Origin of the sequence: Botrimarina colliarenosi, from assembly GCF_007859955.1 — a bacterium.
Classification (GTDB): Bacteria; Planctomycetota; Planctomycetia; order Pirellulales; family Lacipirellulaceae; genus Botrimarina; species Botrimarina colliarenosi.
This window is the reverse complement of record NZ_SJPR01000002.1, coordinates 863,348-888,524: the sequence shown is the minus strand read 5'-3', so window position 1 is coordinate 888,524 and position 25,177 is coordinate 863,348. Positions and strand designations below refer to the sequence as shown.

At 67.3% G+C, this 25,177-nt stretch carries 15 protein-coding genes; 6 read left to right on the top strand and 9 right to left on the bottom strand.

Annotated elements, in window-relative coordinates; all coding sequences use genetic code 11:
- Positions 1 to 136 precede the first annotated feature (136 nt).
- Entirely contained in the window at positions 137 to 994 is an 858-nt protein-coding gene (locus Pla108_RS11505) for a universal stress protein (protein ID WP_197526491.1), read from the top strand.
- 42 nt (positions 995 to 1,036) lie between these two features.
- Here the strand turns inward: Pla108_RS11505 and Pla108_RS11500 are convergent, their stop codons facing one another.
- From Pla108_RS11500 to Pla108_RS11465, 8 genes are all read right to left on the bottom strand, one after another.
- Positions 1,037 to 2,368: an aspartate aminotransferase family protein gene (locus tag Pla108_RS11500; RefSeq protein ID WP_146445067.1), complete on the bottom strand. Its 1,332-nt coding sequence runs from the start codon at positions 2,366 to 2,368 to the stop codon at positions 1,037 to 1,039.
- An 85-nt stretch (positions 2,369 to 2,453) separates the two neighbouring features.
- Entirely contained in the window at positions 2,454 to 3,746 is a 1,293-nt protein-coding gene (locus Pla108_RS11495) for an aspartate aminotransferase family protein (protein WP_146445066.1), read from the bottom strand.
- A gap of 43 nt (positions 3,747 to 3,789) precedes the next feature.
- Entirely contained in the window at positions 3,790 to 4,650 is an 861-nt protein-coding gene (locus Pla108_RS11490; RefSeq protein WP_146445065.1) for a carbon-nitrogen hydrolase, read from the bottom strand.
- A gap of 80 nt (positions 4,651 to 4,730) precedes the next feature.
- Entirely contained in the window at positions 4,731 to 5,609 is an 879-nt protein-coding gene (locus Pla108_RS11485) for a transglutaminase family protein (RefSeq protein WP_146445064.1), read from the bottom strand.
- Positions 5,610 to 5,639: 30 nt separating this feature from the next.
- Positions 5,640 to 8,207 (bottom strand): circularly permuted type 2 ATP-grasp protein, encoded by a 2,568-nt coding sequence (locus tag Pla108_RS11480; RefSeq protein ID WP_146445063.1) that lies wholly within the window; start codon positions 8,205 to 8,207, stop codon positions 5,640 to 5,642.
- Positions 8,207 to 11,686: a transglutaminase family protein gene (locus tag Pla108_RS11475; RefSeq protein WP_146445062.1), complete on the bottom strand. Its 3,480-nt coding sequence runs from the start codon at positions 11,684 to 11,686 to the stop codon at positions 8,207 to 8,209. Before Pla108_RS11475 ends, Pla108_RS11480 begins: the two co-directional genes overlap by 1 nt.
- A gap of 70 nt (positions 11,687 to 11,756) precedes the next feature.
- A complete protein-coding gene (locus tag Pla108_RS11470) occupies positions 11,757 to 12,749 on the bottom strand; it encodes an alpha-E domain-containing protein (protein ID WP_146445061.1) in 993 nt (330 codons plus the stop codon).
- A gap of 44 nt (positions 12,750 to 12,793) precedes the next feature.
- Entirely contained in the window at positions 12,794 to 14,254 is a 1,461-nt protein-coding gene (locus Pla108_RS11465; RefSeq protein WP_146445060.1) for a circularly permuted type 2 ATP-grasp protein, read from the bottom strand.
- A gap of 405 nt (positions 14,255 to 14,659) precedes the next feature.
- Between Pla108_RS11465 and Pla108_RS11460 the strand changes: the two genes are divergently transcribed.
- The 4 genes from Pla108_RS11460 to Pla108_RS11445 all read left to right on the top strand — a co-directional run bounded on the left by Pla108_RS11460 (position 14,660) and on the right by Pla108_RS11445 (position 23,334).
- Positions 14,660 to 15,964 (top strand): DUF1501 domain-containing protein, encoded by a 1,305-nt coding sequence (locus tag Pla108_RS11460; RefSeq protein WP_146445059.1) that lies wholly within the window; start codon positions 14,660 to 14,662, stop codon positions 15,962 to 15,964.
- Positions 15,965 to 16,013: 49 nt separating this feature from the next.
- Positions 16,014 to 18,344 (top strand): COG1470 family protein, encoded by a 2,331-nt coding sequence (locus Pla108_RS11455; RefSeq protein ID WP_146445058.1) that lies wholly within the window; start codon positions 16,014 to 16,016, stop codon positions 18,342 to 18,344.
- Complete coding sequence (locus Pla108_RS11450) at positions 18,341 to 20,797, top strand: DUF1549 domain-containing protein (RefSeq protein WP_231934435.1); 2,457 nt, start codon at positions 18,341 to 18,343, stop codon at positions 20,795 to 20,797. The genes Pla108_RS11455 and Pla108_RS11450 overlap by 4 nt, the downstream gene beginning before the upstream one ends.
- Positions 20,798 to 20,976: 179 nt before the next feature.
- Positions 20,977 to 23,334 (top strand): c-type cytochrome domain-containing protein, encoded by a 2,358-nt coding sequence (locus tag Pla108_RS11445; RefSeq protein WP_146445057.1) that lies wholly within the window; start codon positions 20,977 to 20,979, stop codon positions 23,332 to 23,334.
- Between the two features lie 82 nt (positions 23,335 to 23,416).
- Here Pla108_RS11445 and mobA read toward each other — a convergent pair whose 3' ends face one another.
- Complete coding sequence (mobA, locus tag Pla108_RS11440; RefSeq protein ID WP_146445056.1) at positions 23,417 to 24,004, bottom strand: molybdenum cofactor guanylyltransferase; 588 nt, start codon at positions 24,002 to 24,004, stop codon at positions 23,417 to 23,419.
- Positions 24,005 to 24,094: 90 nt separating this feature from the next.
- On the opposite strand from mobA, the gene moaA reads away from it, so the two are divergent.
- Complete coding sequence (moaA, locus tag Pla108_RS11435; protein WP_146445055.1) at positions 24,095 to 25,090, top strand: GTP 3',8-cyclase MoaA; 996 nt, start codon at positions 24,095 to 24,097, stop codon at positions 25,088 to 25,090.
- The last annotated feature ends 87 nt before the right edge of the window (positions 25,091 to 25,177 follow it).

Sequence of the window (25,177 nt, the reverse complement as noted above, 5' to 3'; positions counted from 1 at the left end):
GCGCGGCGGCACGGAAGTCCGACGCAGAAAAGCTCCGAAGCTTCTCTTCTCACACGCGGCTGGGCGGCTCGCGCCGATCCCTCCGGAGGTGACTCACGGTGGGCGTCGCGGCAGGCTCGGCGAAGGAGCACCGGCCATGGTCCGTTCAATTCTTGTTGGGCTGGGGGGACGCGGCGTCCCCGGATCCTGCTACACCGAGTCCGCTACCGCGATGGCGGTCGATCTGGCGCAACGGCATAAGGCGTCGCTTACCGGCGTTACGGTCGCTAATCTGACGCAGCTCGCGCGAATCGGTCCCGTGCCCATTGGCGCCGGGGCTCTCGCCGCCGATTGGCGAGACCAACGGGTCGCTGAGATGCGGGACCATGTCGCCGCGGCGATCGTCGAGTTCGAGCGCGCCTGCGGATCGGTGCAGCTCCCCCACAAGGTGCTCCGCGAGGAACGACAGGAGCCGTTCGACTACTTAATCTCCCAGGCGCGGTACCACGACCTCACGGTGATCGGGCTCCGCGGACTGTTCGAGTACGGCGTGAACGGCGAGGCGCACTACGACCCGGCCGACACGCTGGTGCGGCTCGTCTCGGGGGGCGTACGGCCGATTATCGCGTCGGGGCCCGAGGCGCGGCCGGTCACCCGCGTAATGGTCGCCTACAGCGGGTCGCCCCAGTCGGCGAAGACGATGCGGCGCTTCGTGCAGATGCAGCTCTGGCCCAGAGCGGCGGTGCGGGTGGTCGCGTTCGGCGACGATCACGAGCGGCGGCAACGCCACCTCGTGCACGCGGCGGCGTACTTCGAGGCCCACGGCGTCGAGGCCGAGCGGGACTACCGCCCGACCGACCCGCGACGTGGCGTCCTCGAGGCGGCCCACGAATGGGGCGCCGACCTCATCGTGATGGGCAACAGCCACCGCACGCTCCTGGCGCGCAAGGTGCTGGGCGATACGCTCCTCGAGACGATTCGACACTCGGACGTGCCGTTGTTCTTGGCGCAGTAAGGAGAACCGCTATCGAACGTAGCGCTGCCCGAGGCGTGAACGTCATTGCGCCGCGATCGAGGCTTCCAGCACGTCGAGCGCCTCGTCGAGTTGGGGATCGGTGATGACGATCGGCGGCAGCAGGCGGATGCAATTGCTGTAGAGCCCGGCGCGGATGAGGATAAGTCCGCTAGCGACGGCGCGTTGGATGATGGCTAGCGTCTCGTCGGGGGCCGGCGTCTTCGCTCCGCGGTCGCGGACAAACTCGACCAGCCGCATCGGGCCGACGCCACGGACGTCGCCGACAAGCGGGAAGCGTTCTTTCCAGCTCTCGAGCCGCGTCCGCATCCGCTCGCCGACCTCATTGGCCCGCTGCTGGAATTCGGGGCTCTGGATCTGCTTGAGCGCTTCGATCGCCGCCCGGCAGGCCACGGGGCAGCCGCCGTAAGTGCCACCGACGCCCCCCTTGTGGGCCGAGTCCATGATTTCGGCTCGGCCGGTGACCGCCGCGATCGGCATGCCGGCGCCGAGCGACTTGGCCGTGACGATCAGGTCGGGGACGACGCCCGAGTGCTCGATCGAGTAGAGCTTGCCAGTGCGGCCCATGCCGGCCTGCACCTCGTCGGCGATAAAGACCATGCCATGCTCATCACAACGTTTGCGGAGGTGCTCGAGGAAGCGCTGCGGGATCGGCACGAAGCCCGCCTCGCCTTGAACCGGCTCGATGATCACCGCGGCGACCGCCGACGGATCGACCCGGGCGATCAAGGCGTTGTCGAACTCGGCGATGGTCCAATCGAGGAACGCCTCTTCGCTGAGGTCCGCGGGGCGTCGGTAGAGATTGGGCGTCGCGACGCGATAGACCTCGCTGCTAAAGGGCCCGAAGCCTTTCTTGAAGAGGCCGTACTTGCTGGTGAGCGACAGCGCCAACTGCGACCGGCCGTGGTAGGCGCCGTCGAAGCAGAGCACGGCCTGCCGCGCCGTGGCGTAGCGGGCCAGGTTGACGGCGTTTTCGACCGCCTCGCTGCCGGAATTGGCCAGCAAGGTCTTTTTGGCGAACTCACCCGGCGCCGCGACGTTGAGCATCTCGCAGAGCTCGACGTACGGCTCGTAGGTGGTCACCAGCGCGCAGCTATGGATGAGTTTGGCGGCCTGATCGCGGATCGCCGCGACGACGGCCTTCGGCGTGTGGCCGACGTTCAGCATGCCGATGCCGCCCGCCATGTCGATGAGCGTGTTGCCATCGACGTCCGTGACGAGCGCGCCATGGGCTTGGGCGATCGCGACGCCGGTCGAGTGGGCGAGCCCCGCGGGGGTGGCGGCGTGCCGTCGGGCGACGAGCGCCAGGCTTTTTGGGCCGGGGATCGGGGTGACGAGATGGATGGTTGTGTTCATATCAATTTCACGAGGACGACAAGAGCGTCGACACCTCAGGGGGCCGGAGGTCGGTACCTAGTGTCGTCGGCGCCTTTGCAGTTCGTTAGAGAACCTGGGTAATCGCTTGTTCGAAGAGGCCAAGCCCCTCGTCGAGCTGCGCCGTGGCGACGACGAGCGGCGGGATCCAGCGGACGACGTTGCCGTGCGTGCCGCAGGTGAGCAGCAAGAGGCCCGCTGCGGCGCACCGCTTGGCGACGCCGCCGGCCTGGGCCTTGCCCTCGGCGCCAGCGGCGAACTCGCAGCCGACCATCAGGCCGGGCCCGCGGACCTCGCGGAGCGCCGGGTGCTTGGCGGCGATCGCCTGCAACTTGCCGGTGAGGTAGGCGCCGAGCTCCGTGGCGTTCTTGGCCAGCTCTTCGCGCTCGATGACGTCGATCGTCGCGACGGCGGCCGCCTGGGCGATCGCCGACCCGCCGCCGTAGGTGCCGCCGTGCATGCCGGGGCCCATCTTCGCCATCAGGTCGCGCGGCGCGGCGATCGCCGACATCGGCAGGCCCGACGCGATCCCTTTCGCCACCGTCAGAATGTCGGGCGTCACGCCGGCGCGGGTGTGGTACCACCAGTCGCCGGTGCGGCCGAAGCCGCTCTGGATCTCATCGACGACTAGCAGCAGGCCGTGGCGGTCGCACAACTCACGCAAGCCTCGCAGGTAGGGCGTCGACGCCGGGACGTAGCCCCCCTCGCCGAGGACCGGCTCGAGCAGCACCGCGGCGGTCTCGCTCGGCGCCGACTGCGACGCCAGGACGTGCTCAAGCCGCGCCAGGCAGTAGGCGACGAGCCGCTCTTCGTCGTCGAAATGAACGCCCGAGTCGGCCAGGTTCAACGCGTAGGGAAACGGCGCGAAGAAAACGCCCGCCGGCAGCGGCTGATAACCGGCCCGGTAGACGGTCTTGCTGCTGGTTAGCGCCATCGTCATGGCCGTGCGGCCGTGGAAGCCCCCCTCCAGCGCGATGACGTTTGGCTTACCGGTCGCGATGCGGGCCAGTTTGACGGCGCCCTCGACCGCCTCGGCGCCCGAGTTGGCGAAGAAGAACGAGTCGATCCCCGTCGGCAGCTTCGGCCGCAACGCGTCGGAGAGTTCGAGGGCCGTCTCGGGCACCACGCAGTTCATCTGGCCGAAGAGCAGCCGCTCGGCCTGGCGTTTGATGGCCTCGACGACGGCCGGGTGGCAGTGGCCGGTGTTGGCGACGCCGATGCCGCTGGTGAAGTCGAGATACCGCTTGCCGCTCTTGGCGTAGAGGTAGACCCCTTCGCCGCGGACGATGACGTCATTGACGACCCGCGCCCAGGCGGGCGAGAGCGATGCGAGCGGGTCGGTGGCGGAGAGCGCGGTCATCAGGGGCAAAGTGAGAGGAGAAATAGAATGAGCTTTCTTACGCTTACTCGATCGTTCGCTTCAACAGCGGTTCGTAGGTATCGATCCGCCGGTCGCGCAGGAAGTGCAGCAGTTCGCGGGCCTCGCGGACCCGCCCGAGCGGCAGGTCGGCAAGCAGCACCTGCTCGGCGCTGTCCGCTTGAGCCAGCACCTCGCCCAGTGGGTCGCTGACAAAGCTCTCGCCATAAAAGGTCATGGCCTCCTCGGTCCCGACACGGTTGACCGCCGCGACGAAGACGCCGTTGGCGATGCCGTGCGAGCGGATCACGGTGCGCCACGCCTCGGCCGAACTGTAGCCGGGCCGGTCGGGCTCGCTGCCGATCGCGGACGGGTAGAACAGGATCTGGGCGCCCTGCAGGGCCATGATCCGCGCCACCTCGGGGAACCACTCGTCCCAACAGATCGCGACGCCGATCGGGCCGAAACGCGTCGCGAACGTCTTGTAGCCGAGATCGCCGGGGGTGAAGTAGAACTTCTCGTGGTACTGCGGTCCGTCGGGGATATGGGTCTTGCGGTACTTGCCCAAATCACGGCCGTCGGCGTCAAAGACCACGACCGAGTTGAAGTAGACGCCCGGCTGCGCCTCCTCGTAGACCGGCACGATCAGCACGACGCCCAACTCGCCCGCGAGGCGACCGAAACGCTCGGTTGTCGGCGACGGCAGCGGTTCGGCGAGGGCGTAACGCTCGGTGGCGACTTGCTGCGGAAAGTAGGTCGCGTCGAACACTTCTTGGAGGCAGACGATCTGCGCGCCGTCGGACACCGCCTGGCGGACGTGGGCCTCGGCCCGGTCGCGGACCGTTTCGCGGGCGCCGCTGCAGTTCATCTGCACCAGGGCGACGCGGACACTAGTGATTGGCGGCATGGATTCCTCATCCGAACAAAGGAGTCGTTCCCGACACGGCCCCCGCGACAACGTCAAACTCCGACCGAGCCTGGCGGGGCTCAGCGTTCGTCGCGCGGCGCCACGTCGACCGACACCGACATGGTGTGCGACCCGCCGCCGACGAAGACGCCCTGGATCGGGCTGATGTCGGCGTAGTCGCGGCCGATCGCGATCGTGATGTGGTCGGTCGCCGGGATGCAGTCGTTGGTGGGGTCGAAATCAATCCAGCCGTCCGCCCCGCAGTAGACGCCGATCCAGGCGTGCGACGCGTCGGCGCCGACCAGCCGCTTCTTCCCGGGCGGTGGAATTGTACGCAGGTAGCCGCTGACGTAGCGCGCCGCCAACCCGATTGACCGCAAGCAAGCGATCTGGACGTGAGCGAAGTCCTGGCAGACGCCGGCCCGCGCCTCGAAGGCTTCGAGGACCGGCGTGCTGACCGTCGTCGCGCGCGGGTCGTACTTGAAGTCGGCGTGCAACCGGCTAGTGAACTCGGTCGACGCCTCGACGATTGGCCGGCCCGGCGTGAACGACGCCGCCGCGTAGTCCCGCAGCGAGGCGTGCCGCGGCGCGTGGATGGAGGGGAACACATAGCGGTACGCCCGCAACGCCTCTTGGTCGATGCGGCACGACATGGCGTCGCGGACCGTTTCCCAGGGGGGCGAGTCGACGGGCGTCAGCGGCTTCTCGAAAACCTCGACGTCGCTGATCGCCGTCATCGTCAGGGTCTGATGGGCCCGCTGAATCGAGAAGAACTCGACGCGGTTGCCGAACGCGTCGATCCGTTTGGCGAGGTCGGCCGGGTCGGGCGACACGATCAGCCGGTACGAGTCGAGTGACTGCCCCCCGAAAGCCCGGGGCGCCAACCGCACCAAGTTGTGGCACACCGCGACGGTGTCGCTGTAGGCGTACTTCGTTGTATGGCGGATACGGTAGCGCACGGCGGAGGGGCGTAAGAATGGGAAAGGGGGCTAGGTCGGCGCCAATTGACGCGGCGGCCCGGAATGGGTGAGGTACTTCAGCGCGATGGCGTGCGACAGCGCCGGCAGGTCGCGTTCCAGGTCGGAGAGCAGCCGCGTCAACGGCTTGGGGTTGTTGAGCTCGTAAGCCTCGCAGAGGTCGCGGATGTCGGCCATCCGCACCGCGTGCGACAACGCCAGGGCGATCCGCTGCTCGGGCGGGGCGCCGGGGCCGCCGTCGTCGGCCCGGGGCAGCTTACCGACGTGGCGTTCGAGCGTGTTGAGTTGGTAGGCGATGCTACGCGGATTCGTCTCGTCCGTCACCAACAGGTCGAGCACCGGCGCCAGCTTGACGCTCGCGCGGTACCGGGCCCGGTAGGTCATCAGGCTATCGGCCGACTCGAGCAACGCCTCTAGCAGAGCGGGCGACGTGTCGCGTGACTCGACCAAGCAGGTCCGCAGCAGGTCGACGGCCTGCATGGCGCGTTCCAGACGGCGGCCGATGTCGAGGAATCGGTAGAACTGCGTCCGCGTCATGCTCTCGACGACCATGCCGCCGAGCGCCGCCAGGTCGAGGATGAGCTCGTTGGTCAGATTCAACAGGTCGGTGAGGTTCGCCGCCACGGGCCGCTGATGTCGGAAGTCGTCGTTCACCCGCAGCATGATCCGCCAGGTGTCGCGCGACAGGCGGTCACGCACCTTGGCGGCGGAGCCGAACATCCGATCGACGGTCGAGGCCAACGAGCTTGTCTGGGTGCGGCTCAGCACCTCACGTGGGATGGCGGCTTCGACAGCCGGGAGCCGGTCGCGCATCTCGGCGACGGCGTAGCCCGGCTCGATCTGCCCCTTCTCCGCCAGTGCTCGGACGAGCGCCGGCAATTCGGGGAAGTCGGTCGAGTCGCCTTCACTCGTGAGCCGCGTCGCGACGATCCGCACCAGCCGTGCGGCGGCGTCGGCCCGCTCTAGATGGCGCCCGAGCCAGTAGCTGTTGTCGGCGACACGGCTCGGGAGTTCGTCTCCGATCCGCACCAGCTCAATGGGCTCTTGCTCACCCGGTAAGAGCGTGATGACTTCGACCGGCTTGTCGCCGATGATCCAGACGTCTTTGCTGCCTTCGCCGGAGAGGACCGAAGTCTCAAGCGGCCCCGAGTCGGTCGAGGTCCGCGCCAGCGCGCCGGGCATCACGTAATGCGTGTCTTCTCCCGCAACGACAAACGCCCGCAGCGCCACCCGCACCGGCTGGAGCTGCTTCTTGCGGTAACTGGGCGAGGCCGAGCGGCTCAGCTGTTCCTGCGCCACGAAGCTGTGAGGGTCGTCGCGGATCATCTTCACCAACGCGTCGCGCGACGTCTGCCGGAACTTGGCGGTGAGCAGCGACTCCTCGCCGCGGCGACGGAACGCCCTCTTGAGGACCATCCGATCAAGGTTCGCCAAGACGAATTCGAGTGACGCCGGTTCGCCGCACCACCACGTCGCGACGCCCGGTAGCGACAGCGGCTCGCCCAGCAGTTCCTGGCAGAGCCGCGGCATGAACGCCATGAAGACGGGCGACTCGACGAGGCCGCTGCCGGCGGCGTTCGCCAATAACAAGGCGCCGTCGCGTTCGGCCTGCACCAGACCCGCCACGCCGGCCGGATTCGTCCCCCGCAATTCAAGCGGATCGCAATCGTCCGTGTTGGGACGCCGAATCAGCACGTCGATCGGTGTGAGCCCGTCGAGCGTCTTCATCCACAGCCGCCGGTTGCGGACCGTGAGGTCCTCTCCCTCCACCAGGAAATGGCCCAAGTAGCGGGTCAGGTAGGCGTCTTCGAAGTAGTTCGGGTGCGACGCCCCCTGGCTGAGGATCGCGATGCTCGGGTTGGTGCGTCCGGTCGGCGCCCAGCGGCGGAGCGCCTGCTGCAATTGCAGAAAGAACGGCGCCAGCCGGCGGACCTTGCGTTCGCGGAACGGCTCGGCCAGCATCCGCGACGTGACGAGGCGGTTCTCGAGCGCGAAACCGACGCCCGATGGCGCCTCGGTGCGATCGGCGAGCACCCACCACTTGCCGTCGGGCGAGCGGCCCAGGTCGGCCGCGTACATCAGTAGGTTGGGGGGCCGATTATCGCTCGGCGGGGCCGTCCGCTGCAACGCGACGCGGTAGCCGGGGTGGCCATAAACCAACTCGGGTGGCAAGAGGCCCGAGGCGATCAGCTTCTGCTCGCCGTAGAGGTCGTCGAGGACGATTTCCAGCAAGCCGGCGCGTTGCGCCAAACCGGCCGAGATGACGTCCCATTCGCTCTCATGAAGCAGTAGCGGCGCCGGGTCGAGCGCCCAGGGACGCTGACGGCCTTCTGGGTCGCCGTAGGCGCTGTAAACGATCCCGTTCTCGTTGATCAGCCGCTGCGACTGGGCCCACCTGCGGCTCAGTTCTTCGGCGCCGATTTGCTCGAGTTGCGGGCGAAGCCCATTCCACGCCGGCCGCGGGCGGCCGCTCGCGTCGAGCATCTCGTCGTAGACGCCGGCGATTGGCGTGTAGCCCGCGAACAGAGACCCGGGGTCGGTGTTGGGTGGACCGCCGAGTGTCTGCGCCTGACTCTGCATTAAGGCTTGCCGCGGCGGAGATCGAGCGTCAGCGGAAACTCGGGATTGGGATTGGGTTCCGTGATTGTAACGCTACCACCGGTGTGACCGAAAGCGAGGAATCGCGTCGCCCGTCGGGTCTCCGCCTCGAGGGCATTGACAGGGAATGTCGCGGGGTTCAGACCGCCGGGATGGCCCACATGGTACTGACAGCCCCCCGCGGCGCGGTCCATCCAGTCATCGACGAGGTCGAAGACGAGCGGCCCATCAACCGTAATCGTCGGGTGCAGGCAACTCGGCGGCTGCCAGGCCCGGTAACGGATGCCGGCGACAAACTCCCCTTCCACGCCGGTGGGGTGCAGCGGCACGCGGCGCCCGTTGCACGTCAGCACGTACCGGGGGTCGGTCATCCCGCTCACTTTCACCTGCATGCGTTCGACGGAGGAGTCGACGTAGCGGGCCGTGCCGCCCTGCGCGCCTTCTTCGCCGAGCACGTACCAAGGCTCGATCGCTCGGCGGAGCTCGACGTTCACCCCACGCTGCGTGATCTGACCGATGAACGGATAGCGGAACTCGTAGTGCGGCGCAAACCAGTCGCGCTCCATCGGGAAGCCCGCCAGTTGGGTCGCCTCGATCACATCGCCGAAGTCTTCCCAGATAAAATGCGGCAGCATCCACTTGTCGTGCAGCGACGTGCCCCAAGAAACCATCGGCTTCTCGTACGGCTTCTCCCAGAACCTCGCCACCAGCGCCCGCAACAGGAGCTGCTGCGTGAGGCTCATCCGGGCGTGCGGCGGCATCTCGAACGCACGGAACTCAACCAGGCCAAGCCGTCCCGACGAGCTGTCGGGCGAAAAGAGCTTGTCGATGCAGAACTCGGCGCGGTGCGTGTTGCCGGTGCCATCGACCAACAGGTGGCGGAAGATCCGGTCGACCAGCCACGGCGGCGTCGGCCGGTCGTTGCGGACCTGCTCGAAGGCGATCTTCAGCTCGTAGAGCGCGTCGGCCCGGGCCTCTTCGACGCGCGGCGCCTGGCTCGTGGGGCCGACAAACTTGCCGCTGAACAGGTACGACAGCGACGGGTGGTTGTTCCAGTAGCCGAGGAAGCTCTTCAGCAGGTCGGGGCGACGGAGCCAGGGGCTGTCCGCGGGGGTCGAGCCGCCAAGAACGACGTGGTTGCCACCGCCGGTGCCGGTGTGCGAGCCGTCGAGGTCGAACTTCTCGGTTCCCAGCCGGCACTGCCGCGCGTCGTCGTAGACGCCGGTCGTGATGTCGACCAACTCTTCCCAACGCTCGGCCGGGTGGACGTTGACTTCGATGACGCCCGGGTCGGGAGTCACCTTGATGTGCTTCAGCCGGCTGTCGTGCGGGGGCAGGTAGCCTTCCAGCACGATGGGGGTTCCCAGCTCTTCGGCGGTCTCTTCGATCGCCGCGACCAGGTCGAGATAGACGTCGAGCCGCTCGACCGGCGGCATGAAGACATGCAACGTGCCGTTACGCGGCTCGATGCACATCGCGGTGCGGATGACGTTCGTCGGGTCGTTGTAATTGACGTCCGCTAGGTACGGGTCGTTCCCCGACGAGCCGCCGTTCCCGTGGTCTTGGCGGGCGCCGTAGCCCTCCCCATTGCCGTTCGAGCCGGCGCCGTTTGGACCGGCGCTATGTGGGCCGTAAGAGCCTTGCCCGCCGCCCTGCTGCGATCCGGGACCGGGATAATCGCCGGCCGAGTCGTAGCCCGACGGGCCGCCGGCCCCGACGGGGATCGTCGAGGGCGTCTGCATCTTGTGACGCATCGCCTCGCGCATCGGCAGCGGCCGCGGCGTCTCGAACGGGTCGGCCTCGAGGAACGCCGTCGCGTGCGCGGGCCGCGCGTCGTACATCAGGGCGCTGAGCGGCAAGCGGTAACCCATCGGCGAGTCGCCGGGGATCAGGAACATCTCCTCCGAGCGGACGACCCATTTGCCGCTCCGCCAACGCGGCCGGAACTCCCACCAAGCGAACTGGAGCGGCAGCACCACGCCGACCGAGCTGGTGATCCCTTGCTCGAAGACGCGCGCCAGGCGGGTCCGCTCTTCTTTGTCTTCCAGCTTCGTGTCGCGGATGTCGACGTTCGCCGGCAGGCGGCGTTCACGCCACGCGTAGTAGAGGGCGTCTTCGTAGCCGTCGAGGACGTGGTCCGGATTGACCGCCAGCCGCTCGGCGAGCACTCGCCCAAACCGGCGGGCGTCTTCGATCGTGTGGTTGTAAGAGACGCCATCCTCGGCGAAGAGCTCGTCGTTCTCCCAGACGGGGACGCCGTCCGCCCGCCAGTAGCAGGTCAACGCCCAGCGGGGGAGCTGCTCGCCGGGGTACCACTTGCCTTGGCCGTAGTGGAGCAGTCCGCCCGGCCCAAAGCGTTGCTTCAGCCGCAGGAGCAGGTTGTCGGCGAGCTTCCGCTTGTTGGGGCCGACGGCCGCGGTCTGCCACTCTTCGCCGTCCATGTCGTCAATCGAGACGAAGGTCGGCTCGCCCCCCATCGTGAGGCGGACGTCGCCCGCCTCCAGGTGGCGATCGACTTCATGGCCGAGGGCCTCGATCCGCGACCACTCTTCTTCGGTGTAGGGCTTCGTGACGCGGGGATCCTCATGGACGCGCTCGACCGACATCGCGAAGTCGAACGTCACCTCGCACGGCTCGTGGCCGCCGCTGATCGGCGCCGCCGACGTCGGCTGCGGCGTGCAGGCGAGCGGGATGTGCCCTTCGCTGGCGAAGAGGCCCGAAGTCGGGTCGAGGCCGACCCATCCGGCGCCCGGCAGGAAGACCTCGGTCCAGGCGTGCAGGTCGGTGAAGTCCGCCTCGGGACCCGACGGGCCATCGAGTGACTTTTGGTCCGCCGTCAGTTGGATGAGATAGCCGGAGACAAACCGCGAGGCGTAACCCAGGTGACGCAGCACCTGGCAGAACAGCCACGCCGAGTCGCGGCACGAGCCGCTCCGCTTGGTGAGCGTCTCTTCGCAGGTCTGCACGCCCGGCTCGAGCCGGACCGTGTAGTCGATGTCGCGCTCGAGCCGCTGGTTGATATCGACCATGAAGTCGATCGTCTTGCGTGGCGTGCGGTCGATCGACTCGACCAGCCGCATCAACTCGGGGCCCGACTCGCTGATGGCGAAGTACGGCTTCAGGTTGGCGAGGGTCTCTTCGTCGTAGCCGAACGGGAACTGCTCGGCGTCGGGCTCGAGGAAGAAATCGAACGGGTTGATCGCCGACAGCGACGCCGTCAGGTCGACCGAGATGCTGAGCTCGGTCGCCTTCTCGTTGAAGACGCAGCGAGCCAGGTAGTTGCCGAACGGGTCTTGCTGCCAGTTGACGAAGTGATCGGCCGGGCCGATCGACATCGAATAGCTCTCGATCGGCGTCCGCGAGTGGGGCGCCGGGCGCAGGCGGATTACCTGGGCTCCGAGCGTGATCGGGCGGTCGTACTTGTAGGCAGTACGATGGTGCAGCGCAACGCGAATACTCATATTTTGACGACGGCGCAGGCGACGGCGCCCGGCAAGGGGCGCCGGGCAGGGGGGCAGGACGTTTGGGAGGTCAGCGTAGCATACGTTGACTCTGCGTCTGATGCTGAGTTTCGGCGTCCGTGTCGAGCGTAAAAAAGTCCTTTTGTAAGGCGGCTCCGATCTCGTTGAGCCGGTCCTGGAATCCATCGATATATTCGTGCATACCCTGCTGGACCACGTCATCGACGGCCGTGTAATCCATCTCCGACCGCAGCCGCCCGGCCTGTTGTTCCGACCGGCAACTGAACGTCCCGGGGCGGCTCCCCGTGATCTCGTTGATCGAGTCTTGGGCCCGCATCACACAGAACCGCATCGACCGGGGGAAGTCACGGTCGAGCAGCAGGAACTCGGCCACCCGATCGGGCGTGATCCGGCCATGCACGCGGCGGTACATCGTCAGGGCGCTGGCCGACTTTAGCAGGGCGGACCAGCGGACGACGTCGAGCGTCGACCCGACGTCTTGCACGTTGGGAAGCAGGTGGAAGTACTGCACGTCCAAGATGCGTGACGTCTTGTCGGCCCGCTCGAGGAGCCGGCCGATCCGCGAGAAATGCCACGCCTCGTTATGAGACATCGTGGCGTCGGTCGTCCCGACCAGCGTGTGGCTGGCGTGCTTCACGAGGTCGCAGAACGGGCTGGGCTCCGCCACAAACCGGGCGTTCTGCAGCGACGACTGCACCAAGAGGTAGTACTTGTTGATCTGTTCCCACATCGGGACCGTGATCGACTCCCGGACGCTACGGGCGTTCTCCCGAGCGGCCGCGATGCAGGAGAAGATCGAGTTCGGGTTGCGTGGGTCGAACGCGAGGAACCGGAGGACCGACTCGCGTTGCGGCTCTCCGTAGAGCTTGGTGAAGAGCTCTTGGTCGCCGGTGGTGTAGACCAACGGCGCCCACTGCTCGCTGAGGTCGACCCCCTCGCCGAGCGTTAAATTGTCATTCACGTCGATAAAACGCGCGACATTCTCGGCGCGCTCGACGTAGCGACTCATCCAGAAGACTGATTCGGCAACGCGGCTAAGCATTCGGTGTCATTGGTCGGAGGGCGCGTAGGAGAGGGGCTCGGCATTCAAGCCGAGGGCGCCATGGCTTTCCAGGTGTCGGTGCCGGAGGGGTCCCGGAGCACCCAAGTGTCTTTGCTGCCGCCACCCTGTGACGAGTTGACGATCATTGAGCCCCGCACAAGGGCGACCCGGGTGAGGCCGCCCGGCATGACGTAGACCTCCTTGCCGGCGAGGACGAACGGACGCAAGTCGACGTGCCGCGGCTCGAGCCCGTCGGCGGTCAGTGTCGGCGCCGTGGAGAGGTCGAGCATCGGCTGAGCGATATGCTCGCGCGGGTTGGCGCGGATGCGATCGGCGCAGGCGGCGAGTTCTTGGTCGGTGGCCCGTGGCCCGAGCACGATGCCGTAGCCGCCCGATTCGTTCGTCGGCTTGACGACGAGGTCCTTCAGGTTGGCCAGGACGTGCTCACGTTGCTTCTCGTCCGAACAGACAAATGTCGGGACATTCGCGAGGATCGGCTCCTCGCTCAGGTAGTAGCGGATGATGTCCGGCACATAGGCGTAAACGGCCTTATCGTCGGCGACCCCGGTCCCGGGGGCGTTGGCGAGCGTGACATTCCCAGCCCGGCAGGCCCGCATCAGGCCCCGGACGCCGAGCACCGAGTCCTCGCGGAAGCACTCGGGGTCGAGGAAATCATCGTCGATCCGTCGGTAAATGACGTCGACTCGCTGCAGCCCGCGCGTCGTCCGCATGTAGACGTAGTCGTCGACAACGGTCAGGTCGACGCCCTGCACGAGCTCGACGCCCATCTGCTGAGCCAAGAACGTGTGCTCAAAGTAAGCCGAGTTGTAGACGCCCGGCGTGAGCACGACCGCGAGCGGTGAATCGACCCCGGCGGGGGCGCAGTCGAGCAGGGTCCGAAGGAGTTGTTCCGGGTACTGATCGACGGGAGTGACGGCCATCCCTTGGAAGATGGTCGAGAACGTCCGCTTCATGATCTCGCGGTTCTCCAGCACATACGACACGCCGGAGGGGCAGCGGAGGTTGTCCTCGAGCACATAGAACTTGCCGTCGCGGTCGCGGACCAGATCGACGCCGCTGATATGGCACCACGCCTTGTTGGTTGGGCTGAAGCCACGCAGTTCGGGCCGGTACGACGAGGCGGTCTGGATCAGGTGCTCGGGGACGATTCCGTCCTTGATCACCCGCTGCTCGTTGTAGATGTCGTCGATGAAGAGGTTCAGCGCGGTCACCCGCTGCTTGAGCCCCGCCTCGACCTCGGCCCACTCGTCGTATCCCAAGATCCGGGGCAGCACGTCGAACGGCCAGACCTTCTCGACGCCGGCCTCGTGGCCGTAGACGTTGAAGGTGATCCCCATGTTGTTGAGGTGCAGCTCGGCCGCGACCTGTCGATTGCGGAGCTCGTCGATCGACACGCCGCCCAGTCGCTCGACGAAGGCCCGGCAAGGCTCCCGAGGGGTCTCCTCGGTCGCGAACATCTCGTCGAACGTCTCAGAGTTATACATAGCCCGATCGGGCTCCAGGGTTGTTAAGGCCGGAGGACAGCGTAGCGTATGCCGCCCCCGTCGGTCCAACGCACCGTGGTACGGCGCCTAGACACTGGGCGCCCGTCGCTCGTTGGGCCGGCAGGCGCCAGCGCACCTATCAGAGACCTCCCCCTCATCAAGAGGCGGGGCAATGAAGGTCACGAGAGGATCGCCGGATAGTGCGGCAGCTAGACAAAATAGGGAGCAAGGAATGTGCCACTTGCGCAGGGGGCTTGTCTCCTTAGCGCGAAAACGGCGACGCCGCGGGATTGTTCCTGTTATTCACCGCGCGACTGGGGTATCCATGAATGGCAAGCCCGGGCAAGCGGTCCTCCGCAGGACCGCCCTACCGATCGGGCCCCGTGACCCCGGAGGCCTTCCCCCATGGCCTACAAGTCGATGACCACCCGCCGCGGTTTTCTCGCCGCCGGCGCTGTGACCGGCCTTGGTTTGAGCCTCGGTGACTTCTTCGCCTTGCAGTCGGCTCAGGCGGCATCGAACACCTTTGCGGCGCCGACGGTCCGGGCCAAGAGCGTCATCCACATCTATCTCGAGGGGGGCGTCGCCGCCCAAGAGACCTGGGACCCCAAGCCCGAAGCCCCGATCGAGTACCGCGGCGAGCTCGGCTCAATCGCGACCAAACTCCCCGGCGTCCGGTTCAGCGAGCTACTCGGCCGCACGGCCAATGTCGCCGACAAGCTGACGGTCATCCGTTCGATGACGCACGGCGAGGCGGCCCACGAGCGCGGCCAACACAACATGATGACGGGCTACCGCCCGAGCCCCGCGCTGCAGTACCCCAGTTACGGCAGCGTGGTGAGCCACGAGTATGGCCCACGCCGCGACCTGCCGGCCTACATCAGCATCCCCGGCCAGGTGACTGACTACGGCGGATCGGGCTATCTCAGCACCGCTTACGCGCCGTTCAGCGTCGGCGATGACCCGGCCAATCCGAACTTCTCGGTCCGCGACCTGAGCCTCCCCAAGGGGGTCAGTGACGAGCGCTACCACCGCCGGCTCGCGGCGCTGGAGACCGTCAACCGCGAGTTCTCCGAGCGCGCGGCGTCGGACGCGGTGTCGGCGATGGACGAGTTCTACCAGCGCGCCTTCGAGTTGATTGGCTCGGTCGACGCCCGTGAGGCGTTCAACCTCAAGAAGGAAGACGACAAGACGCGCGACCGTTATGGCCGCAACCAAGCGGGGCAGCGGATGCTGCTGGCGCGGCGGCTGGTCGAGGCGGGGGCCCGGTTCGTGACCCTCTCGTACGGCGGGTGGGACCACCACCAGAACATCACCGGCAGCGTGCGACGTCTGCTGCCGGCGTTCGACCAGGGGTTTGCCACGTTGATCGCCGACCTCGACGAGCGTGGCTTGCTCGACGACACCCTGGTGATGGTCTCGAGCGAGTTCGGTCGCACGCCGAAGATCAACGCGGAAGCGGGCCGCGACCACTGGTCGAAGGTCTTTAGCGTCGTGGTCGCCGGTGGAGGGATGAAACGCGGCGCCGTGATCGGCTCGTCGGGGGCGACCGCCACCGAGCCCGAAGAGACCCCCGTCACGCCGGAAGACCTCGCGACGACGGTGTTCCACCAACTCGGCATCGCCGCCGAGAAAGAGCTGATCGCCCCGGGCGACCGCCCGATCGAGATCGTTAAGGGGGGCCGCGTCCGCCCCGAACTCTTGGCCTAACGGCCGCCCCCATCCTCACCGATTGCCTTGCGCCGAAAGGAAGGGCCCCGTGCGGCTGATTGTCTGTTTCTCCTTCGTGCTTGCCGGGATCGCAGCGCCGGCTGCCGAGCCGCGGCTTGATCAGCTCGTCCCCCAGGGCGTCCGCCGTGGGGCGGAAACCGCGATCAAGCTCGTTGGTCCGCGCCTGGGCGCCGACCCGCAAGCGATCGTCTTCCACGAGCCGGGCGTTTCGGTCACGAAGCTCGAAGCGATCGACGCCAACACCGTCGCGGCGACGCTCGGCGTCGCCGACGACTGCCCGCTCGGGCGCCACGCGGTGCGACTCCGCACCGCAACCGGGCTGAGCAACCTCGTGACGCTCCATGTCGGCGCGCTCGAGAGCGTGGACGAAGCCGAGCCGAACAACACGCTGGACCAAGCGCAGGCGATTCCGACCGACCGGACCGTCCACGGCGTCATCCAGGCCGAGGACGAGGACCTTTTCGCTGTCGAGCTGGCGGAAGGCGAACGCCTGTCGGTCGAGGTCGAGGCGATCCGGCTCGGCCGGACGTTCTTCGACCCGCGCGTCGAGGTGCTCGACGCCTCGGGCCAATTGATCGTCGCCAACGACGATCAGCCCGCCGCCTACCAAGACGCCTTCGTGTCGCTCGTCGCCAAGTCGGCCGGCAAGTACGTCGTCCGACTCCGCGACGCGGCGTTTCAAGGGAACAATCAATCGACCTACCTGCTGCACGTCGGCCGTTTCCCGCGACCGACGGCCGTCTACCCGCCCGCCGCTGTCGCGGGCGAAGCGTCCGAGGTCACGCTGGTGGGCGGCCCGACGGACGGCGCCAAGCAGTCTTTGACGGTCGCGGCCGATGGGGCCTCGCCGTATGAGTTGTTTGCGACCGACGCGGCGGGCATCGCCCCATCGTCCCTGCCGCTCCAGGTGTTAGCGACGCCGCCGGCCTTGGAAGTCGAGCCCAACGACAGCCTGAAAGAGCCGACGCCGATGCTCGCGCCGGGCGCCGCCGCCGGCGTGATTCAGACGGCAGACGACCGCGACCACTTCCTAATCACGGCGAAGAAAGACCAAACGCTCGACCTGCGGGTCCACGCCCGCACGCTCCGCTCGGGACTCGATCCGGTGCTGCGTGTTTTCGACGCGTCGGGCAAACGGATCGAAGGGAACGACGACGACGGCCGCTGGCCCGACAGCTACATCCGTTTCAAGCCACACGCCGACGGCGAGTACCGGTTGCAGGTTGAGGACCGCCTCGGTCGGGGCGACCCCTCGTACACCTACGTTGTGGAAGCGAAGGCCCCCGCGGCGGCGGCCGAGGTCAAGCTCGAGGAACGCCGCCGCTACGAGGCCACCACTATCGAAGTCCCCCAGGGGGGACGCTCCGCGGTGCTCATGACGGTCACCCGCCGGGATTTTGGAGGCGAGGTTGAACTCTTGATGAACAGACTGCCGCCGGGGGTTCAGGCCGAATGCACGCCGCTGGCGGGTGACTACAACCTCGTCCCGGTTGTCCTCACGGCCGAAGCCGAGGCGCCCCTCGCCGCATCGCTTTCGCCAATCACGGTACGACGGACGGCGACCGAGTCGCCACAAACGATTGAGACCAAGTTCCAGCAGCAGAACTGGCTCGTCCGTGGTCGCAACAACGTTTCGGTCTGGAGCCATTACACCGATCGGGCGCCGGTCGCGGTGACGCAGCGTTTGCCTTTTTCGATCACCGTCGATCAACCCAAGGCGCCCCTCTGCCGCAACGGCTCGACCAACTTCAAGGTCCGCGCCGAGCGCGACGAAGGGTTCGACCAACCGATCCGCGTCTACACGCTGCACCACACACCGGGCGTGTCGTCGAACCGGTCGCTCTCGATCCCCAAGGGCGAAGCCGAGGCCGCGATCCCCGTCACCGCCAACGGCAACGCCAAGACCGGCAGTTGGCCGATGGTCGTTGTCGCCGAAGCGAACCTTGCGGGCCGCGTCTATGCGTCGTCGCCCTTCATCACGCTCACGGTCGCCGAGCCTTACTTCGACCTCGCTGTGCCAACGCTCACGACGCGGCAAGGCGAGGGCGTCGAGATGGTCGTGCCTTTGTCGCACAGCACCCCGTTTGAAGGACCCGCAACCTTGGAGCTCGTCGGCTTGCCGCCCGGTGTAACGGCCGAACCGGTCGAAGCGCTGGCCGGCGCCGAGTCGGCGACCTTCCGCATCGCCGTCCCCGCCGACGCCAAACCGGGCCGCCACCACGGCGTCGGCGTCCGGGTCCGGCTCCCCGTCGAGGGCGAGCGGGTCGAGTACCGCCAGGGCTACTCCGAGCTGCGGATCGATCCCGCCGAAACCAAAACCGCCGCGCGACCCGCGGCCGAAGGAGGGCGCCCGTCGTGAAGCCTCTGGCCTACCCATGCCTGCTTGCCCTCTCGCTTTCGCTCTGCTCTGCGGTTGGCAGCGCTGACGAGGCGTCGCCGACCGAGTTCGTCGACTTGACCGTCTACCCGCCGCAGGTGACGCTCAACCACGCCGATGATTTCCAAAGAGTCGTCGCGGTGGCGACCCAGGCCGACGGTGTGACGATCGACGTCACCGACTTAGCGAGCTGGCGTGTCGGCGTCGAACACGGCGACGCCGAAGCGGTCCGACTCGAGGACGGGTTACTCAGCGCCGAAAGCGACGGCGTCGCCCGCGTCGCCGTCGAGTTTGCCGGCCTCCACGCCGAGGCCGATGTCCACGCCGAGGGGATCGCCAAGGAGCGGCCGATCAGCTTCCGCCACGACGTGATCCCCGTGCTGACGCGGGCGGGCTGCAATTCGGGCGGCTGCCACGGCTCGTCGCGTGGCAAGGACGGTTTTCGGCTGTCGCTGTTCGGCTTCGACCCGGCCGGCGACCACCACCGGCTGACGCGCGAACAGGTGAACCGCCGCCTGAACCTGGCCCTTCCCGAAGAGAGCCTGCTGCTGACCAAGGCGGTTGCGAGCGTCACGCACACCGGCGGCAAGCGGTTCGACGACCAGAGCGAGTACTACGCGAAGCTCGCCGACTGGATCGCCGCCGGCGCGCCGAACGATCTCGACGGGGCGCCGACCGTCACCGCGGTCGCCCTCTACCCGCCCCGCGCGGCGATCGGCGCCGGAGGCCAGTCGCAGCGCTTCATTGCGGTGGCGGACTACTCCGATGGCACGTCGCGCGACGTGACGAGCCTCGCGATCTTCCAGTCGAGCAACGAGTCGTCCGCCGCGATTGATCAGACCGGCAAGGTGACTTCCGACCGCCGCGGCGAGACCTTCGTCACCGCGCGGTTCGACACCCACACCGTTGGCAGCCAGGTGCTGGTGCTACCGACCGACGAGCCGTTCGAGCCGCGGCCCGAGGCGCCCGTCAACTACGTCGATGAGTTCGTGAACGCCAAGCTGAGGACGCTGCGTATCCATCCCAGCGAGCTCTGCGCAGACAACGAGTTTCTCCGTCGGGCGACGATCGACATCGCCGGTCGGTTGCCGACCCCCGAAGAGGCCGCCGCCTTCGCCGCAGACGACAGCGCCGCGAAGCGCGAGACCAGGATCGACGCGTTGCTAAAAGACCCCGGGTTCGCCCAGGTCTGGGGGCTGAAGTGGGCCGAGTTGCTGCTCGTGCGGACGCTCCCGAACCGGGTCGAGTACAAGCCGATGTTTTTGTACTCACGCTGGCTGACGGAGCAGATCGACTCGGGCCGGCCGCTCGACGAGATGGTCCGCGACTTGTTGGCCGCCAGCGGCAGCTCGTTCGACACGCCGCAGGTGAACTTCTACCAGATCGAGCCTGACCCGAAGAAGATCGCCGAGAACGTCGCCCAGACGTTCTGCGGCATCCGGCTGCAGTGCGCACAGTGCCACAACCATCCGTTCGACCGCTGGACGATGGACGATTACTACGCGTTCACCGCGTTCTTCGCCCAGATCCAGCGGAAGGCCGGCGAGGATTACCGCGAGGTGTTCCTCTTCAACCGCGGCTCGGGCGAGGCGAAGCACCCGGTCGACAACCGCAATATGAAGCCCAAGTACCTCGGCGGCGCCGAGGCGGACGTCAAAGGCCGTGACCGCCGCGAGGCGCTCGCCGAGTGGGTCACCGCGCCGGAGAACCCTTACTTCGCGCCGAGCGTCGCCAACCGTGTTTGGGCGCACTTCTTCGGCGTCGGCGTCGTGGAGCCGGTCGATGACCTCCGCGTCAGCAACCCGCCAAGCAACCCCGCGTTGTTCAAGGCGCTTGGTGAACGGCTTGTCGAATACGACTACGACCTGCGCCGTTTGGTGCGTGACGTGACGCTGTCGAACGCCTACCAGCGGTCTTGCGAACCGAACACATCGAACCAAGGGGACCTTCACAATTTTGCCCGTGCCCACGCCCGCCGTTTGCCGGCCGAGACGCTGCTCGACTGCCTCAGCCAGGTGACCGGCGCCCCGGAGAAGCTGCCCAACCTGCCGCTCGGCGCTCGGGCCACCCAAATCGCCGATGGCAACGCGGGCAATTACTTCCTGACGACCTTCGGCCGCTCGAAACGAGAGACCGTTTGCGCCTGCGAGGCGAAGAGCGACCCGACGCTCTCGCAAGCGTTGCACCTGCTCAACGGCGCCACCGTGGCCGGCAAGATCGACAGCGGCAAGCAGATCGAGCGCTGGCTCGACGACGGCAAGACGCCGGCCGAGGTCGTCGACGCCATCTACTCGACCGCGCTCAGCCGGCCCGCTAACGAGCAAGAGCGGGCCGACCTGCTCGCCATGATCGGCGACGCCGAGCGGCCGGTCGAGCAGTTGCGTGACGTCTTTTGGGCGGTGCTCAACTCGCGCGAGTTTGCTTTCAACCACTGATTAGATAGGAACCACGAAGGACACGAAGACTAGGAAAGAAAGTTGCCCACGAATGACGCGAATAAGCGCGAATATGGAGATCAAAGTATTCGCGCTTATTCGCGTCATTCGCGGGCAAGCTTTTTCTGTTCCTTCGTGTCCTTTGTGCCTTCGTGGTTCAAAACCGTTTTTCAGAAGCCATGACTCCACTCCGAGCAATCTTGATCGGCATGCTGTCCGCCGCCTCGGTGGCCGACGGGAAGGTGACGTTCGAAGAGAACGTGAAGCCGATCTTTCGCGAGCACTGCGCCGGTTGCCACAACCAGGACGACGCCGCTAGCGACTTTGCCGCGGATGGTTTCGACGCGGTTGTCGCCGGCGGGGCAGGGGGGGAGGTCGTCTCGGCGGGGGACCCCGACGGGTCGCGGCTGTGGCGGCTGGTGACGCACGCCGAGGAGCCGGCGATGCCGCCCGGTGGCGACAAGCTGCCCGACGAGCAACTGGCGGTGATCAAGGCGTGGATCGAAGGGGGGCTCTTGAAGAACGCTTCGTCGAAGCCGATGACGTCGAAGAAGCCCGCCATCGCTGCCGTTGAACCCGGCTCGCTCGGCAAGCCGACGGGTGAGCCCGCGATGCCTGCCGGCTTGTACCTCGAGCCGGTCGTCACCGCCGACACCACCGGGCCGATTGAATCACTCGCTACGAGCCCCTGGGCGCCCCTGGCGGCCGTGCCGTGGCAGCGGCAGGTCGCGCTTTACCACGCCGAGTCGCACCAACTGCTGGGGATCGTCCCCTATCTCGACGGGGCGCCGCACGTTGTCCGATTCAGCCGCGACGGTAGCCTGCTCCTCGTCGCCGGCGGCCAGGAAGGCGCGCTCGGCGCCGCCGCTATCTATGACGTCGTCAGCGGCGCGCGGATCGCCACGGTTGGAGACGAACTCGACGCCGTTTTGGCGGCCGACATCAGCCCCGACAACCAGCTCGTGGCGATCGGCGGGCCGAAGAAGAAGGTCCGTGTCTACCGCACCGGCGATGGCTCGCTTGCCTACACCTGCGAGAAACACACCGACTGGATCACGGCGGTGGCGTTCAGCGCCGACGGCGAGCTGTTGGCGACCGGCGACCGGTCGGCGGGCCTCCGGCTCTGGCAGGCGGCGGCCGGTCACGAACGGGCCGAGCTACGCGGCCACTCCGGCGCGGTGACGTCGCTGGCGTGGCGGCCGGGGCTGCTCGCTTCAACCAGCGAGGACGGCACGCTGCGGCTCTGGAACCCCGAGGGGGTGCAGGTCAAAACGCAGAACGCCCACGGCGGCGGGGCCTTGTCGGTCGCCTTTGCCCAGGACGGACGCCTCGTCACGGCGGGCCGTGATCGGCGCGTCAAGCTCTGGAAGGCCGACGGCGCCCACGAGGCCGACTTGGCCACGCTCGATGACATCGCTCTTGCCGCCGCGTTCCTCCACGGGGGTAAGCGCGTGCTCGCTAGCGATTGGTCGGGGCAGGTCGAGGTCCTCGACATCGAAGCCAAGAAGTCGCTCACGACGCTCGCCCCCAACCCGCCGACGCTCGACCAACGCGTCGCCGACGCGGAGTCCCGGCTCAACGAATGGCGTGGCAAGCAAGCCGCCGCCGCGCCGCTCGCAGAAGCGGCTCGTGCGGCGCTCAAGGCGGGCCAAGCGGCGCACGCGGCGTTTGAGAGCCGGCTCGCCGATGCGCAGCGGGCCCAGTCAAACGCCCAGCACGCCGCCGACGAGGCCGCCGCTATGGTCAGGGGACGCAGCGACGCCGAGCAGAAGGCGAAGGCGTCGCTCGCCAGCGCCGAGGCGCAACTCACCAAACTGACGGCCGAGCTCAACACGGCCCGCGCGGCCAAAGCCGACAACATCGACGCGCTGGTCGCGGCGCAAGCCGACGCCGACAGTGCGATGCACGCCGCCGCCGCCGCGCTCGGCGAGACGCAGACACTCCGGGTCGAAGCGGACGGCATCGCGGGGCAGGCCGGCCAGCGAACTTCCGAAGCCGAAAAGGTCGTCGCCCAGGTGGAGTCGCAACGGGCGGGCCTGCCGGACCTGGCCGAGCTCGAAGCCAACCGCAAAACGGCCGCGAAGACCGTTAAGCAAGCCGATCGACGCCTTGAGCAGATCGGCCTCGAGCTGAAAGCGGCGACCGCCGAGCGGGATCGCTACGCGGCCGCGGTCGATGAATTGGCAAGGCATGCCGAGACAACGGTCGCGGGGGCGAAGCAGACCGAAGGGCGCGCCAACGAGCTTGCCGCCAAGTTGTCAGAAGCGGACGAAGCCGCCCGCCAAGCCGCCGAGAAGACAAGTGACCTGAAAGAGCAACTCGAGCGGCTGCGAGACCAGTTGAAGGCTCATCGACAAACGCAGTCACAAACCGCCGCCGTGCTCGCGGAGTTGCAGGCGGAAGCCGACGCCCAACAAGAGCAACTCCAGGCGGCCCAACGGCAAGCGCAAATCGCCGAGGCGCTCCTTAGCGATTTAAAGGCGACCAACGCGTGGCGCGCCGAACGCGCAGCGAGCGAGCAGACTGCGACCCAGTGAGTAGCGAGCCGGGAGACGTCAGTCCCCGGAGGGCGCCGGGTACCCGCTTCAACTCCGGGGACTGACGTCTCCCGGCTCGCTTTTAATGGCGCCTCGCAAGCAAATCGCCCAACTCGTCGGGCGTGTTGGCTTGCGGAGGTCCCCCTGCGACACCGCGCCACACGGCTCGTGCGACACCCGGGCCGCCGAGCACGGTCTGGAACGAGCGGGCGCCGGCGGTGATTTGTCGCCAGAGTTCGTCGCGCCAACGGGTGTGCGCGACGCAGGGGAAGGGCTGCCATCCGCGCGCGTCGTGGTAGGCGGCGACGCTCAACCCCTCGTCGTTGTCGTGCAACGCATGGAGAGGGGCTAACCACTCGCTCTCGGGTCGCACCAAGTCGCACGACGCCAGGACAAGCCGCCCCTCGCCGAAGGCTTGCCGCCGGTCGTCGAGCGCCGCCAGCACACCGGCCAGCGGTCCGGCGGCGCCCGCAGCGTCAGGGACAGTCCGTAGATCGGCGATCGGTTCCGCCAGCGGGGCGCCGACGAGCACGATCGGCGTGTCGGACGCAGCGAGCCTTCGCCCGACGTGCAGCGCCCAGGGCTCGCCATCAACGAGGGTGGTCGCCTTATCGACGCCAAAGCGCCGGCTGGCGCCGCCGACGAGCACGTAGACCGGAATTGGCGACAAGTCTCGCTCCGGGGCGGGGGGCGTGTTATTTTTAGTTTACCGCCGTCGACTCACGATGTCGCTTCCCCCCGCTCGCCCTCAGGCCCTGTCTTGCGATTTGGCGCCCTCACCGACCGTTTTGGACGCCGGCACACCAAGCTGCGGGTGAGTGTCACTGATCGCTGCAACCTGCGGTGCCGCTACTGCATGCCTGCCGAAGGCGTGCCGGTCGCGCCGCGTGACGAACTGCTGACTTTTGAAGAGCTCGAACGCGTCGTCCGCATCGCCACCGAGTTGGGCGTCACGCAGGTGCGGCTCACCGGTGGCGAGCCGCTGGTCCGGAAGAACCTCGACGTCCTCGTGGCGAAGCTCGCCGCGCTCCCCGGGGTGAGGGACCTCGCGCTCTCGACCAACGCGGTGCTGCTAGCCGAGCAGGCCGACGCCCTCCGTGCGGCCGGCCTCCAGAGAGTGAACATCAGCCTTGATGTCCTCGACCCGGCGGCTTTCAAAGCGATCACGCGGCGCGACGACTACGACCGTGTCGTCGCCGGCATTGAGGCGGCTCGGGGCGTCGGTTTTGATTCGATCAAGGTCAACGTCGTTTCGCTACGCGGCGTGACCGAGGACCAAGTCGTCCCGTTCGGTAACTTCGCGCGCGACACCGGCCTTGAAGTACGGTTCATCGAGTACATGCCGCTCGACGCGTCGAGCGAATGGGAGCGGGGCCGCGTCTTGTTCGCCGCCGACATCCGCCGCGCGCTCGAGGAGGCGATCCAGCCGCTGGCGCCGATCAGCGAGCCGACCGGCAGCCCCGCGACCGAGTACGAGTTTGCGGATGGCGTCGGCCGGATCGGGTTCATCCCCACCGTGAGTCAACCGTTCTGCGCCACGTGCGACCGCTTCCGGCTCACCGCGGACGGCAAGCTCCGCAACTGTCTGTTTAGTCACGACGAGGTCGATCTCCGCGGGCCCCTGCGTGAGGGCGCCGACGACGCCGCGATCGCCGCGTTGATGCAGCAAGCGATTGCGGCGAAGGGGCCGGGTCATCAAATCAACACCGATCAATTCGTGCAGCCGGCGCGGACGATGTCGGCGATTGGAGGGTGACTTCGAGGCGGGTTCGAGATCTGCAGGAGGCGTCTCCGACGCCGTTTACGGATTTCTAGCCGAAAGGGTGTGGTGCGCGTAATCGGC